The sequence below is a fragment of the Haloarcula sp. MBLA0138 genome (assembly GCF_055632455.1).
Genome location: NZ_JBVMVU010000002.1, coordinates 137474 through 150027 on the forward strand (window position 1 = coordinate 137474; position 12554 = coordinate 150027).

General features: G+C 57.3%; 15 protein-coding genes and 1 pseudogene. 8 read left to right on the forward strand and 8 right to left on the reverse strand.

What is annotated here, in order from left to right; genetic code table 11:
- The first annotated feature begins 24 nt into the window (after window positions 1–24).
- Entirely contained in the window at window positions 25–309 is a 285-nt protein-coding gene (locus ACV7JO_RS16160; protein WP_470356133.1) for a GIY-YIG domain-containing protein, read from the forward strand.
- Here ACV7JO_RS16160 and ACV7JO_RS16165 read toward each other — a convergent pair.
- Together ACV7JO_RS16165 and ACV7JO_RS16170 are read right to left on the reverse strand one after the other, a co-directional pair.
- Window positions 288–398: a DUF6735 family protein gene (locus tag ACV7JO_RS16165; RefSeq protein WP_470356134.1), complete on the reverse strand. Its 111-nt coding sequence runs from the start codon at window positions 396–398 to the stop codon at window positions 288–290. The two genes, ACV7JO_RS16160 and ACV7JO_RS16165, sit on opposite strands and share 22 nt — an antisense overlap.
- A 67-nt stretch (window positions 399–465) precedes the next feature.
- Window positions 466–1371 (reverse strand): hypothetical protein, encoded by a 906-nt coding sequence (locus ACV7JO_RS16170; RefSeq protein WP_470356135.1) that lies wholly within the window; start codon window positions 1369–1371, stop codon window positions 466–468.
- Window positions 1372–1425: 54 nt separating this feature from the next.
- Between ACV7JO_RS16170 and ACV7JO_RS16175 the strand changes: the two genes are divergently transcribed.
- Window positions 1426–2433 (forward strand): hypothetical protein, encoded by a 1008-nt coding sequence (locus tag ACV7JO_RS16175; protein WP_470356136.1) that lies wholly within the window; start codon window positions 1426–1428, stop codon window positions 2431–2433.
- Window positions 2434–2816: 383 nt separating this feature from the next.
- Here ACV7JO_RS16175 and ACV7JO_RS16180 read toward each other — a convergent pair whose 3' ends face one another.
- The 4 genes and pseudogenes from ACV7JO_RS16180 to ACV7JO_RS16195 all read right to left on the reverse strand — a co-directional run bounded on the left by ACV7JO_RS16180 (window position 2817) and on the right by ACV7JO_RS16195 (window position 7196).
- Window positions 2817–3986 (reverse strand): ISH3 family transposase, encoded by a 1170-nt coding sequence (locus ACV7JO_RS16180; protein ID WP_470353182.1) that lies wholly within the window; start codon window positions 3984–3986, stop codon window positions 2817–2819.
- A 266-nt stretch (window positions 3987–4252) separates the two neighbouring features.
- Window positions 4253–4639: a hypothetical protein gene (locus ACV7JO_RS16185; RefSeq protein WP_092663129.1), complete on the reverse strand. Its 387-nt coding sequence runs from the start codon at window positions 4637–4639 to the stop codon at window positions 4253–4255.
- Between the two features lie 195 nt (window positions 4640–4834).
- Window positions 4835–5951 (reverse strand): annotated as a pseudogene (locus tag ACV7JO_RS16190) (type B DNA-directed DNA polymerase); the annotation flags it as partial.
- Window positions 5952–5966: 15 nt separating this feature from the next.
- Entirely contained in the window at window positions 5967–7196 is a 1230-nt protein-coding gene (locus ACV7JO_RS16195; protein ID WP_470356236.1) for an RNA-guided endonuclease InsQ/TnpB family protein, read from the reverse strand.
- 194 nt (window positions 7197–7390) lie between these two features.
- On the opposite strand from ACV7JO_RS16195, the gene ACV7JO_RS16200 reads away from it, so the two are divergent.
- The 6 genes from ACV7JO_RS16200 to ACV7JO_RS16225 all read left to right on the forward strand — a co-directional run bounded on the left by ACV7JO_RS16200 (window position 7391) and on the right by ACV7JO_RS16225 (window position 11402).
- Complete coding sequence (locus tag ACV7JO_RS16200) at window positions 7391–7909, forward strand: DUF7342 family protein (RefSeq protein WP_470356137.1); 519 nt, start codon at window positions 7391–7393, stop codon at window positions 7907–7909.
- A gap of 89 nt (window positions 7910–7998) precedes the next feature.
- The gene (locus tag ACV7JO_RS16205; protein WP_470356138.1) at window positions 7999–8343 is read left to right on the forward strand and encodes a toxin-antitoxin system TumE family protein; all 345 of its coding nucleotides are present in this window, start codon (window positions 7999–8001) and stop codon (window positions 8341–8343) included.
- A gap of 65 nt (window positions 8344–8408) precedes the next feature.
- Complete coding sequence (locus ACV7JO_RS16210; RefSeq protein ID WP_470356139.1) at window positions 8409–9020, forward strand: winged helix-turn-helix domain-containing protein; 612 nt, start codon at window positions 8409–8411, stop codon at window positions 9018–9020.
- The gene (locus ACV7JO_RS16215; RefSeq protein WP_084158363.1) at window positions 9017–9505 is read left to right on the forward strand and encodes a toxin-antitoxin system TumE family protein; all 489 of its coding nucleotides are present in this window, start codon (window positions 9017–9019) and stop codon (window positions 9503–9505) included. The genes ACV7JO_RS16210 and ACV7JO_RS16215 overlap by 4 nt, the downstream gene beginning before the upstream one ends.
- Window positions 9506–9951: 446 nt before the next feature.
- Window positions 9952–11205 (forward strand): RNA-guided endonuclease InsQ/TnpB family protein, encoded by a 1254-nt coding sequence (locus ACV7JO_RS16220; protein WP_470356140.1) that lies wholly within the window; start codon window positions 9952–9954, stop codon window positions 11203–11205.
- 47 nt (window positions 11206–11252) lie between these two features.
- Complete coding sequence (locus ACV7JO_RS16225; RefSeq protein WP_470356237.1) at window positions 11253–11402, forward strand: DUF8158 family protein; 150 nt, start codon at window positions 11253–11255, stop codon at window positions 11400–11402.
- 188 nt (window positions 11403–11590) lie between these two features.
- On the opposite strand, the gene ACV7JO_RS16230 is transcribed toward ACV7JO_RS16225, so the two are convergent.
- Window positions 11591–12235, reverse strand: coding sequence for a ribonuclease H-like domain-containing protein (locus ACV7JO_RS16230; RefSeq protein ID WP_470356141.1), 645 nt, complete (start codon window positions 12233–12235; stop codon window positions 11591–11593).
- Complete coding sequence (locus ACV7JO_RS16235) at window positions 12232–12552, reverse strand: DUF8156 family protein (protein ID WP_470356142.1); 321 nt, start codon at window positions 12550–12552, stop codon at window positions 12232–12234. Before ACV7JO_RS16235 ends, ACV7JO_RS16230 begins: the two co-directional genes overlap by 4 nt.
- Between the last annotated feature and the right edge of the window lie 2 nt (window positions 12553–12554).

The window sequence follows — 12554 nt, forward strand, 5'->3', positions numbered from 1 at the left end:
CCTGGCGGGGTGAGGGAGTCGAAAATGCGTTCCACAGCGGCACCGGCGGGCGGCCCAGTCGAACAGCTGTCGAGTGTCTTAACAGACCTCCGCGACCAGATCCAGAGGTCGTACTACCTCGCCGACCTCGACGGCCGGTTGGACTGGCCTGATCGGGGGCTGTATTTCTTTTTCTCTCCAGCAAGCGACCTCCGAGTATCGACAGCGACGGATTGGTGTTTCCCCCGAATCTGGAGTGTCGCCGCCGAAGGGACGCTGTCGAGAGAGTTCGTGTTTCAGTCTGAGGCTCAGGCCCCCAAGTGTGTGTAGTGGATGTTGTAGGTGCTTTCCGGTCGTTCGTAACCAACGATCGCGCGATGTCCATCGTCAATCAGCGGGGTGGGTGTGTCGCCCCGCATCCATCAGGGCGAGAATAGTCACGATCTGCAAGAGGGAAATAAGGGCGCCAACAGTGATTTGGGGACTTCAGAACCCTTGTGGATCAATCTGGGAGGCTACATTGGAGCTATCGAAATCCGAGATATTAAGTAAGCCGTTGAGTTCACGGAGAATATCGTCGACAAGCGACTGAAGTGAGACATCAGGAGTCGCTATTTCGTAGGCATCAGAGACGAATGATTGGTAGTTCGAGAGTGCTGTTTCAATTCGGCTGGGAAGGCTCTCAAGTTGTTCGGTCGGGTTGGCTCTAAGAAATTCGATAGTCCGAACAGTAAGAGAGACCAAATACTTGGAGAAGTCCTCGACAGAACGGAGCGCACCGGCAACGATTTCACGAATCGCGAAGTGGACTTCGCTCATCACGTACTTGTGGAGCCGTGGTGTGACACTGCGGAGACGATAGAGCAGTCGATTGTTGATGTATCGAGTCCCCTTCCAAGCAATCTTGTAATTGAATGGGGTGGTGAAAAGGAAACATTCGATGGCGAAAATGCAGATAGCGAAGTAGAACTCCTCAAACTGTTTATCTTTGATCTCGGATAGCGAATCGGCCCTTGCGGCGGCAGCATCAAGCTGTTCCGCGGCCATTATGAGCATATATCCTGCAATAGCTACTCGCGTCATCGAATTCAGTTGCGCGGCCGTCGTCGCAATCTTCGTAAACTTGCTGTGTCCGATATCAACACCGAGGTCATCTTCGATTATCTCGGTGAATTTCCGTAACGCGTGGAGTGTATCGGTATCTATGTAGCCGACACTCTGGGTGAGTGGAGTATCCTCTACGAACGGAATCTGAACAGCCGGCTGGTCGTGTGACGCAACCAGTCGATCCGCAAGTTGTACGGAACGCCGTCGGGCGTCTGTGGTTGCGTGGCTCCCTAACCCACTCTGAATTCGATCCTGTATGCCTGTAACCCGTTGGGCAGTCGGCACGAATCAAAACCAGCCGACAACGAATTTAAATGTTTCTACGGGTAGACATATTCAATGGACTGGGTGGAAGAGCGTATAGAAGAGCGCGAGATATCTCGGCGCCAGCTACTGGGGCTTGCTGGCGGAACTCTTGGGCTTGGAGGAACTGGAGCATTACTGTCGCCGACAAAGGTTAACGATGAGCTCTCCGAGACAGAACGTAATCTGACCCAGCTCGCGAATCTGCTCACGAACCGTGACCTTGCTACACCGACACAGTCTGTCCCCTCGCTGCAAAAAATCAGGACCACACTTGATCCAGTGCGGTCATTCCTCAAGAGCGATAAGTTGGCAACAGCGCGGTCTGACGCTGCGACCTGGCATGGTCGGAATGAGCGACTAAGCAAACTGCCAGGAGTTTCAGAGCCAGGAGAACCGCCTATCGAACGTCGGACCTCGGCCATTGAGCAAGCCGTTGAAATATATAATGCGTTGTCTCGGGTACTCAGGAATGCTGAAACGAGACGAAAGCAGATTCATGACAGTGAGTCCGCTACACTACTGGAACAAACCTCGCCACCGTCACCCTCTGAAATCGGGTTCAATTCGATAGTATCGACAATTGAGGACAACATTCCTACCGGCCAGAGGGCGGTTGATCGCCGGACACGACCACTTGTACCGGACCTTCGCCGACTACGTAATGAACTGAGCACACTGATACAAGTATATCGGGTACACCTCTCGCTTCAGCAGCGCTACCTCGAAGCAGGCACTCAATTTGAGTCCGGCGCACAGTTATGGGAAACAGGTGCTACGGCAGAAGCACAGGCAGCCTTCACGGCTGCCAAAGAGCAATCCACAGTGAACCTTACAGGAGATATTGGAGGATACAGGTTAGCGGCAGATGCTATTCCGGTTGCGCAATACGAGCGTGTGTTCAAGAACTACCGCTCTGCTGCAACCAAGATGATCGCGGCCTGTACTCTTGACGACGACGCGGAAGCAAATCAACGGTTCAACGAGGGACTAGAGTCATTACTGAGCGGCCATAAAATCGTCTCAGAGTCAATTTGGGAATAGAATTATTCGGCTCTGGTGAAATCCTCAGCTACGGATAGTTTATCGGGGTTGTGCTGAATAGAGCACCCATAGTCAGGATGCTCCAGGGTCAGTCATCGAAGGGTAGTGAGCGGTCAGTATAGTTGCAGAGGTTATAAACTAGCAATCCGTTCCATTAATTAATGCAACCGGCTGAGATGCCGTACGAACCGGGTGAAGTAGTCCATGTTCAGTACCTCACAAAGCATCACCAGTTAGCCTGACCTAAGTCACCTGTTCTGTCGTGATGAGTCGTCGATAGCGGTTGAACAACACTAATCGGAGACGGAGCTGTCGCTGTCGGCGGCGGTCAGCCGCCGACGCGACAGCGTAGCCACTCACAAGGCGGCGATCCTGGTAAGTGACTACCGATGAAACCGGTCGTCAGGTGGCCGGTTTGCGGGGACGGCCCGACGCACCGCGAGGGCCGTCCACGCGGCCCGGCGAACCATATTCACGAACTCCTTGTACGGCCACCACCAGAGGCGACGCCCACCTCGGCGGGGCGTCGCCACGTATTCGTAGTGGAGATACCGCCAGACGTTCTGCAACAGCAGACTCACCACGACGTACATCAGTCTCACCGTTGCGTCTCGTGTCGTTGTCGTCGCTATCGCTTGCTCGGACAAGCGATAGCTCGACTCGATACCGAAGCGTTTCGAGTAGTGGTATCGAGCGTCGCGTGGAGTCTCGATGAACGGCGCGTCAGCGGCGTAGCCGTGACGCGCCACGCCGTTCTCGTCATACCGTCCATTCAGGTACGTACAGTCGATGTAGACGGGAAACTCGACGGTCCAGCTATGACCGTCGAGTTTCCCTGTCAGGTCGTGTTGAATGACGCGGCTCCAGCCTTCCGAGAGTTCCTGCTGAATCGCCTCACCCCACCGGATGATCGGGACCACGTAGGCGTAGTTATGCGCCTGAAGCAGCGTGAGACACTTGCTGTCGTAGAATCCGCGATCGAGGTAGACGGCCTTGACCTCGGTGTCAAGGCCGTCAAGCACACCGAGGAACTCAGCGAGGACGCTGCTGGCGGTGTCGCCGTCTTCGAGACGGCGCACCGCCAGCGTGTAGCGTTTGTTCTTCACACGCGCGTAGAGTGTCGCGTACGCGTGGAACGCGGTGGTTCCCCGCTTCGCTTCCGAGTGGTAGAGGCCGTCTGTGTCGGCTTCGTCACCGTAGTAGGGCCGCAGGTGGAGGTCTGCGCAGACCTCCACCTGCTCGGGGAGCAGTTCGACGACATCCTGCCGAAGGAGTGTGTTAGCGACTCGTTCGAGCCGTTCCGGCTCGAACTTCGTCCGCAGGTGGTAGAGGATCGTGTTCGCCGATGGCGAGTCTTCACTGGAGTTGCACAGCGTGGAGATCGAGGTCCCGTCGGCGGTCGCGCCGACGAGGACCTCGTAGATGTCCTCGGGATCGATTTCAGCGTTATTCGCCAGGGTGAGAGAAACTTCCTCGTCAAGCCGGTTGACGAGGAAGTTAAGAAGTTGGTCTTCGTGGATTTCACTGTCCGCTTGCTTTGCTTGCTTGGACACAACTCAGCAAGCGGACTCCTTCAACTTGCGAGCTTTGTGAGGTACTGAGCTTGTGCGGACCCGGATCGATGAACACGCGTGCATCTTGGACTGGATTACGCGAGTAGACTGCGACGGCTTCTTCCCCACCGTTTTCACTTGCTGGTGTCTGGATGTAAACTTCGATCATCTCTCCACGACTGAAGTACTCACGAAGATCTCGCTCTTGTGCCTCGCGATGAGCCCGTTCCTTGGATCCTCGGCTGGTATCTGTGGACATAGTTGTGCTATTGGGCGTTAAGGTGACTCTGATAAGCCTGTTCTATGGCCTCGAGATCCTCTTCGAATAGCTCTTGAGCTGACTTTCGGCCAGCCTTGGCCGAGTAGACATCCCGGACTTTACCCTGAACCGCCGAGAGCTTCTTAGCGCTCTGCTCAGCGACTTTTTTCTGCGCGAACTTCCGACGTCGTGATTCCCATCCATCGATTTCGAACGCTAAGTACCACCGGGTAGTTTGCCGGATGTCGGTGAACTCAACTGATGCCTCAACCGGACGAAGGCCGTCAACCTGACTCACAAGTAGTGTTGTCAAGAGGTTCTCGTCTACCGCACGATAGTCTTCTTCGTCCGGTTCGTCCCACGGGTCGAAGTCTACGAGGTCGCCAAGTCCCATATATACCCATTTGACGGGGTGTATAAACAACCCCCATGAGCGGCTTTACGCTTACTAGAGCCATTTCGAATGAAGCTGAGCGAAGAATTTTAATATTATTGCTCTTGCGCCCGACCCCTCCAGCCAAGGTGCCAAAATCTCAAAGTATGAGTCGTTTAGAGAGGAGTCCAACCCGTGATATATTTTTTCGATTATCTACTTCGAATTTGTGTTCGTGTAGGCCGTCAACTCCCGGACCCGCGTCTCCGTGAGTTCTCGACGGATCTCCGTCTGATCCCAGCCAAGCGGTGACAGCACACTCTCGACAGCTCTGACGAGTTGCGTCTCGTAGTACGACGCATCGTACGACTCTATCTCTTCGTGGGCTAACGCGACCCGCTCTCGCGAGCTCTTCTTGTCGTCGACGACTACGTACTCGATGTCTTGTCCCGGGTGGATGGCGAGGTCCTGATCCCGAGCCCGCTTCAGCGCCGCCACATTCTGCGTGTTCTGCGTGTAACCCTCCAGCGGCTTGGAGACACGATTCTGTTCGACGAGCTGCTCGACCGGCACCGTTCCAGCGTGGAGGCGCTTGATTGCGTCCTGGAGACAGTCGAGGACGGCGTCTGGTGATCGAGTCGCGTCGAGCCGGTCGAGACAGTCCCGCTGGACGTCCTCGATGAACGGCGGGGTCGAGCGCTGCCGGGCTTCGATGCCTCTGACCTTGAAGTCGTCGTCGCCGGCGACCTTTCCGAAGTACTTCGTCAGCGCGCCGGCGTCGCTCTCGCGCTGCGGCACGAACGCCACCCAGTCGTAGTGGGCTTCGTGTTCAAGCCGGATCTCTACGCGTTCCGTGATCTCCGTCGCGAGCGTCTCGAGGTTCTCGCGGTCCTCGTCGTCGACGTCGGGGTCCGGGGTCCGGGGTCACCCAGATGGAGTCAACGATGCCGTGGACGACCCGCCAGCCGCCGGCTTCCAGCCGCTGTTTCGCCGTCAGCAGAATCTCGCGCGCGAACGCGTTGATCGTTTCGTGGCACTCGATGCGTCCGAACTTTGCGTTGCTGAACCCCTGATAGCCGAAGCAGGCGACGAGAATCCACTTCAGCGCTCCCGACCGCCCCTCGAGTTCCGCCAGTCGGTCCTTGTCGGGGTCGTCCCGTTCCTTCTCGCGACGGATGGCCGCCTTGATCTCGTCGCGAGCGTCGATGATCGGCTGTAGCACGTCGACGAGGTAGCCCCGGTCGTCGCAGATCGAGTACCCGAGGCCGGGGACGTCGTCGCGGTCGCTGTGGCAGTCACTTCTGATGACGTCCAATGAGACGTTCCGGGTACAGGTAGGCTAACCCCGCTATAGTGGTGGGTCTTCACCATGGACTCCCGCTCTAACCGAATCCGGTACGGGTTTGATCCCGTTCGCGTTCAGCATCCCGGTGTTCAAGCGCACGCCTACGGGTGCGCCTCCCTCGCCCCCAGTTTGGTTGCGAAGGAGTCGATAGCCGATGTTCTTCGCTGCGTTGTAGTCCGCGTGGTTCTCGTATCCACAGGACTGACAGCAGAACGTGTCCTGCGACGGGCGGTTGTCCTCGTGGGTGAACCCGCACGATGAACACCGCCGACTCGTATTGTTCGGATTCACCTGCTCGACATGGATGCCACATTCCTCGGCTTTGTATGAGACGTACTCGTACAGTCGCCGGAATGCCCACTCGTGGAACTTTCGGGCGTTCGGCATCCGGTCGCGGATATCCGTCAGGTTCTCGAACGCGATCACCGTACAGCCGTTCTCTGTAGCCTCTTCAAGCAGTTCGTTTGCTACACTGTGCAGATACTGCTTGAAGCGCCCCTCTTCTTTACGTCCGACAGACTGAACGTTTTCGTGGGCATACCGTGTCCCACACTCTTGGAGGGACTTCCGGCGCTCAACGAACTCCTGTCTCCAGTGGTTCAACTCGTCGGCAGACCAGAACACGCCGGTCGAAGTGACGGCGATGTTCTCGACCCCGAGGTCCACACCGAGAACCGTTCCGTTCTCGGCCGGTTTGGGATCGTCCACGTCCGCCTTTGTTCGGACGTGGAGATAGAAATCGCCACGGCGATGGTGGAGCGTCGCGCCGGTTTGTTCCCAGTCGTCGCTACGCAGGTACTCCGAATGGGGCGTATCACGGGTCTCGTCGGGTAAGATGTACTCGACGGTCACGCGTCCATCGACAGTCGAGAGCGAGGCGTGGTCGTCGTGGAAAGTCGCGTTGCGCTGGTTGTAGTCACAGAACCTAGCGGTAAACGTCGGTAACGAGGCATGTTCGCCGTTCGACCACTTGGTGACAACACTCTTGAGTGCGTCAACGGCACGGTCACGAGCTGATTGAACGTGGTTGCTGTGGAGCTGCGTCTGTTCGCGGACTTCATCGTAGGTCTGCTCGTGTAGAACGGACGAGCGGGTTTCAGCCCACTCGCCGTCCCACGCAGCATCCACAACGTAGTTGGCGGCCCACAAGAACTCATCAATCGTCTCATGAAGCAGGTCCGTCTGTTCGTCGGTCACGTCGAGTTTGACCGGGACGGTGCGGCGGACCTTCACGTACCTCACAAATAGAGCTATCCTTAAAAGTATTAATATAGCCTTCATTTCAGTTGCGACCGCGCCGTTGGTGATGGTCCCCACTCATAGACGCGGCCGTCGTCCCGAGTAGGGTAGTCAATCCGAAATCATTACGAGTCTAATATATTTTGGCCAGAGAAAGAAATATATAGTCTTAGTCCGTTGGTCGAGGTATGTCAGACGACGCTCGTCGCGACGGTCCACCCCCATTCGACCGGCCATTCGACGGCGAAGACACGAAACAGCGCGTGTACGGCGCGGTCCTCCATGCGCGGGAGCCGATGACCGCCGCTGAGATTGCCGAGCGTGCAGACTGCTCCGAAGAGTCCGCACGAACGCATCTGTCCTTCTACGCTGACCTCGGCATCGTCATCCATCACGATGGTCGTCCAGCTCGATACGAGCGCAATGACGACTACTTCGAGTGGCGGCGAATGAACGAACTGGCGAACGGACACACCGTCGAAGAACTACAGGCCCGGGTCTCGGAGCTCACCGACCAAATTGAAGCCTACCGCGCGGAGTACGACGCTGACTCGCCCGGTGACGTCGATGTTCTCGAATACGATGCCGAGCGCGTTGACGACGTCTATGCGGACCTCGGGGACTGGGCGACCGCAATCGAGGAGCGCCGGCTCCACGAGCGCGCCCGGCAAAAGGCGACTAGCTCGACAGCTCCCTCCCACGGCTGACGATGGTGCCGGCAGACGACGGCGCGAGTCCTGCGCCACTAGACCGAGCGGTGTTAGAGCATATGCGGTCGCGGTTTACTGGCCGTCGAATGTTCGAATCAGTGGATCTCATCGAGGAGGGGAAACTGTATCTCGGTGTCGAACTCGCCGGTGATTACTACCCGGGCGATGCGTCTGCTCGATTTGAGATTCGATGGTATCGCAACGACGACTTCACCGTTCACTATCAAGAAGAGCGCCAAGAGAGCGTGTGGAAGTGTCGCTGGGACCGCCACCCCAGCAGTCACAACGAACGAGATCACTTCCATCCGCCACCGGACGCCAGTCGCACCAACGCAGACGACGCACAGTGGCCTCACGACCATCGTGACGTCTGTCAGCTCGTCCTCGAGTACGTCGAAGAGCGAATTGAAACGCTGTGGGAACGGCAGTAGGCAGCCAAGCGAACAAAATACTGTCCCACAGATTATTATACTCTCCTAGCGTTGTTTGGCATATCATGTCCGAGGAGATGTCCCCGGCCGGTCGAATGATCCCTGATGGAGGGACCGAACACCGCGACGTAAACGATGTCGTCGAAGAAGAATGGATTGAGGAGACGACGCCCTTTGAACGAGTGTACGAAATCATTCGCACTACCTACAACCCTGCGTCCGCCGGCGAGATCGCCGACCGCGCCCGCGTCTCGGCAACAACGGCACGAAAGCACCTGCGGACGCTCATGGATTCCGGTGAAGTGACGACAGCACAGGACGGCCAGACGACGCTGTATCGCCGGTCAGAAACGGGTATCGTCACCGAGCATGCACAGTCGCTACTTGCGGAACGAACACCCGAAGAGATCGCATCTGGCATCGCTGAACTGAAAGCACAGATTCAGGACTGGCGTACCGAATACGACGTTGATTCACCCGAGGAACTCGCTCGGGAACTGGACATCGAAGATACCGACAGCGACCAAGGTGCGCTGCTCAGAGAATGGCAAACCACTCGCCGCAACCTCGCCTTGGCACAAGCGACACTCGCGATTGCTGAGGCAACCCGCACCGGTCATCTCACTGGCACCAATACTGACGACGATGGTAACAGTGACTCATCGATCGTCGTATGACCAGCGACGAGGATGTGGACCCTTCTCACGATAGTCAGCCAGCCGAACAGGCAGAGGTGTTCGGACCGATCGATGCCGGAGCGTTACGAGAAATCCGAGATCTGGTCGTCAATCAAGAGCCGCTGGTTGAGGAGGCTTCACTGGATGATCCCCTGAACCCACAGACGCTTTCGGTTGACCTGTCTGACGGCGTTGGAGCGGCATCAACAGCGCGTATCGATATTCGGTGGAGCTTGGCTGGGAACTACGCTGCGCACTACACGGACACCCAGGGGCGGGATTTTCGATTCGACTGTCATCCGAAACCGGATGCACCGACACGACACTTTCATCCACCACCTGATGCTCCAAGTCGTCCTGTTGAGCCATCTTGTATCACTGTGCGTGAGGCCCCACTGGTCACGCGAGCGGTTCTCCAACGGTGGCGCTACGCCTACACGAACGGAACCTTCGAAGGGCTCAACGACGCAGAAAATCCGCCGTAGACGAGAATGCAGGGAAGACTCCTCCACTTCCAACCCGGCTACAACGCATTTCGCAACCTACAATGGTACGCTAAGGACCTACGATGGGTCCCACAGAACGGAACAGACCGACACTCGAGTACGCTTTCTTCTCTTGGAGTAGGTTCAAACTACGTAGCGAGGGGGATTCCCCGCCCCACCGTAGGCGGGGAGGAAGCCGACACCCGCTGGCACCAACCACGAATTATTAAGTACCATATCCTTCTATTAAAAAACGTGACAGACGACTATCTGAGACGCACCGCAATCACCCGCCTATGTTGATTCAGCGAGAGAATTCCGGCCTTCAGGCCGGGCGTAAATCGCGTAAACTTGGTGGGACAGTCTAAGTGGGTCTGCCGAGCTGGATATTCCACTTTCGCTCTGGTTTGCACACCATAATGTAGCCATCCAGTCATAGGCTATGTATGGCGAGTCGGGTCACGCGCACCTACGTTGCATCCATTCGCAACCACCAGCAGGTGCGCGACGACCTCGATTCGCTCGGGTTCGCCGCCTCGAAACTCTGGAACGTCGCCCGGTGGACGTGTGACCGTATCTGGCACGAAACCGGGACAATTCCAGACGACAGCACACTCAAAGCGTACCTCAAGAGCCACGAACGCTACGCGGATTTGAACGCACAATCCAGTCAGGCAATTCTCGAAGAATTGGCTGAAGCGTTCGAGTCGTGGCACGCCCACCGCAAGAACGGGGACGAGAAAGCGAACCCACCCGGCTACCGCAAGCACGGCGATGACCACCCGCGCTCGACGGTGACATTCAAAGAAGATGGGTTCAAGCACGACCCCGACCACAACAGAATTCGACTCTCGAAGGGCGCGAATCTCAAAGCCTCGTGGTCGGACTTCGTTCTCTGTGAGTACGCCGCTGACCCGGACGTGGACGTACAGAACGTCCAGCAGGTCCGGGCGGTCTGGACCGGCGACGAATGGGAGTTACACATCGTCTGTCACATCGAAACTGGCGACCCGGACCCACCCGGCGACCGGGTAGCGGGCATCGACCTCGGCATCTGCAACTTCGCCGCCGTCGCAGTCGGTGACAAGAGCCTGCTGTACCCCGGTGGCGCACTCAAAGAGGACGACTACTACTTCCAGAAAGAGCGAGCAAAGTGTGACGATAGCGACTCCCACCAAGCACGACGCCTCGACAGCAAGCGCCGGCGCAGACGTGACCACTTCTTGCACGCTGTGTCAGCGGATATGGTGGCCGAGTGTGCTGCCCGCAATGTCGGGACGATTGCCGTAGGCGACCTGTCGGGCATTCGCGAGGGAACCGACTGGAGCGACCACGGTAATCTGGACCTCCACGGGTGGGCGTTCGACCGCTTCATTGAGATGCTGGAATACAAAGCCGTCGAGCGTGGCATCAGCGTTGAGCACGTGGACGAACGCGATACCTCGACGTCGTGTGCGTCTTGCGGAACCACCGACGACAGCCAGCGCGTCGAACGCGGACTGTACGTCTGCGAGGCGTGTGAGCTGGTCGCCAATGCCGACGTGAACGGGGCCGAGAACATCCGAAAGAAGGTACTCCCGAGTCTCACCTGTGACGGGGGGGATAGGGATAACGGCTGGATGGCACAGCCAGCGGTGCGCCTGTTCGACAAATCCACGGGGCGAGTAGCCCCACAAGGACAGGTGAACCGCGAACCATAATATCCCAACGCTCGGGAAACCGCGCCGTTTACGGCGCGGAGGATGTCATCCGTCTATCACTCACCAAGGGAGTAACCCATCGAATGGCTGGTCGAGAGGCATTCGGCGACGATGACTACGTCTACGGAATCCACGTCGGTGTCGCCGCAATAGCATATCTCCGCGAGCTCAACAGCGACCCACAGATTGACCCCTGACTAAGCAATCCCCCAGTATGTGGATGTAGATCGCAGCAATGGTGAGCGCATCCAGCTGGTGATACACGTCTGCAGCGCTACTCTACTAGTAGACTCATGATGTAGGCATTCACCAGCGTGGTCGTCCCTATTGCACTCCACTCCCTCACCGCAATCAGCGAGAAGAGTAGGGTCGTTCACTCGCGTTCTCAAACGATTGGCTCGAGTGACTTCATCGAGAAATCCGATTTCGAGCAATATCGTTCTGCGAGTTCCATCAGCGCTCTTGTTCGTCGGATATCGGCGACGTTGTGCGTGAGAAGGCGTTCATACGCGCCTTCTTCCCAGGCTGTGACTGCCGTTCCACTATCGTCGAATGGATCGAGGTTGTTCAACCGTGAACCAATCAGTTCGCCATAGACGCCATCCAAGGTATCCTCACTGGTATTGAAGCGTGTCTCGAAGACATCCATCACGTCGACGTATGGCAACGTGCCAAAGGGCCACTCGACCCCGTGCGTACAGAGCCGTGTGCGAAGGAACGGGAGGTCGAATCCTCCGTTCCACCGCTCCCCGTTGTACGCAACGAGCTTTGCATCACGTTGGGTGAGTGTCGATGTGACAAACGTCGCCAGTTCGTTCAGGAGTTCCTGTTCGCTGTCATGGAGTGAGAGCTGTACCGGTGTCTGGAGGGCGTCGTTGAGCCGATCTGCGAGGCCTGTTTGTGGTGTCGTCCCGGTATGGAGAAATACTCGCGACGAGACCGCGGAGTCGAACCCAACTACTGTGAGTTCATCATCGGCCTGAAATCCCGTCGTTTCGATATCGAATGCAATCGTCGTCAACTCCGTCATTCTACACCTCCAGTGGTACCTTCGGCGGGCGATTGCTGCTGTTCGCCCTCGGTTTCCGAAAGCCGTTGCTCAAGCTCTGATAGGCGTTCCTCGTGGTCGTCGAGGCGGGCCTCCTGTTCGAGATCGATGCTGAGCAGCGCCGGCAGCAGCGGATTCTGATGGTTCAACAGCCCGCTCGCGTCGGCGTGGTCGCGGGCGTACTCGAACAGCCGGTCGAAGCGCGGCTGGTCGCGACGCCGCAGTGCCCGGCGGAACTCCGCCCACCGCTCTTCGATGGCCCGGAGCGCATCCCGGTACGTCGGGTTCGTGCGTCCCATCG

Bases quoted from the DNA above. Each gene is read 5' to 3' on its own strand.
- ACV7JO_RS16160 (WP_470356133.1), top strand. From the start codon at position 25: ATGCGTTCCACAGCGGCACCGGCGGGCGGCCCAGTCGAACAGCTGTCG.
- ACV7JO_RS16165 (WP_470356134.1), bottom strand. From the start codon at position 398: ATGCGGGGCGACACACCCACCCCGCTGATTGACGATGGACATCGCGCG.
- ACV7JO_RS16175 (WP_470356136.1), top strand. From the start codon at position 1,426: ATGGACTGGGTGGAAGAGCGTATAGAAGAGCGCGAGATATCTCGGCGC.
- ACV7JO_RS16185 (WP_092663129.1), bottom strand. From the start codon at position 4,639: ATGGGACTTGGCGACCTCGTAGACTTCGACCCGTGGGACGAACCGGAC.
- ACV7JO_RS16200 (WP_470356137.1), top strand. From the start codon at position 7,391: ATGTCAGACGACGCTCGTCGCGACGGTCCACCCCCATTCGACCGGCCA.
- ACV7JO_RS16205 (WP_470356138.1), top strand. From the start codon at position 7,999: ATGTTCGAATCAGTGGATCTCATCGAGGAGGGGAAACTGTATCTCGGT.
- ACV7JO_RS16210 (WP_470356139.1), top strand. From the start codon at position 8,409: ATGTCCGAGGAGATGTCCCCGGCCGGTCGAATGATCCCTGATGGAGGG.
- ACV7JO_RS16215 (WP_084158363.1), top strand. From the start codon at position 9,017: ATGACCAGCGACGAGGATGTGGACCCTTCTCACGATAGTCAGCCAGCC.
- ACV7JO_RS16220 (WP_470356140.1), top strand. From the start codon at position 9,952: ATGGCGAGTCGGGTCACGCGCACCTACGTTGCATCCATTCGCAACCAC.
- ACV7JO_RS16230 (WP_470356141.1), bottom strand. From the start codon at position 12,235: ATGACGGAGTTGACGACGATTGCATTCGATATCGAAACGACGGGATTT.
- ACV7JO_RS16235 (WP_470356142.1), bottom strand. From the start codon at position 12,552: ATGGGACGCACGAACCCGACGTACCGGGATGCGCTCCGGGCCATCGAA.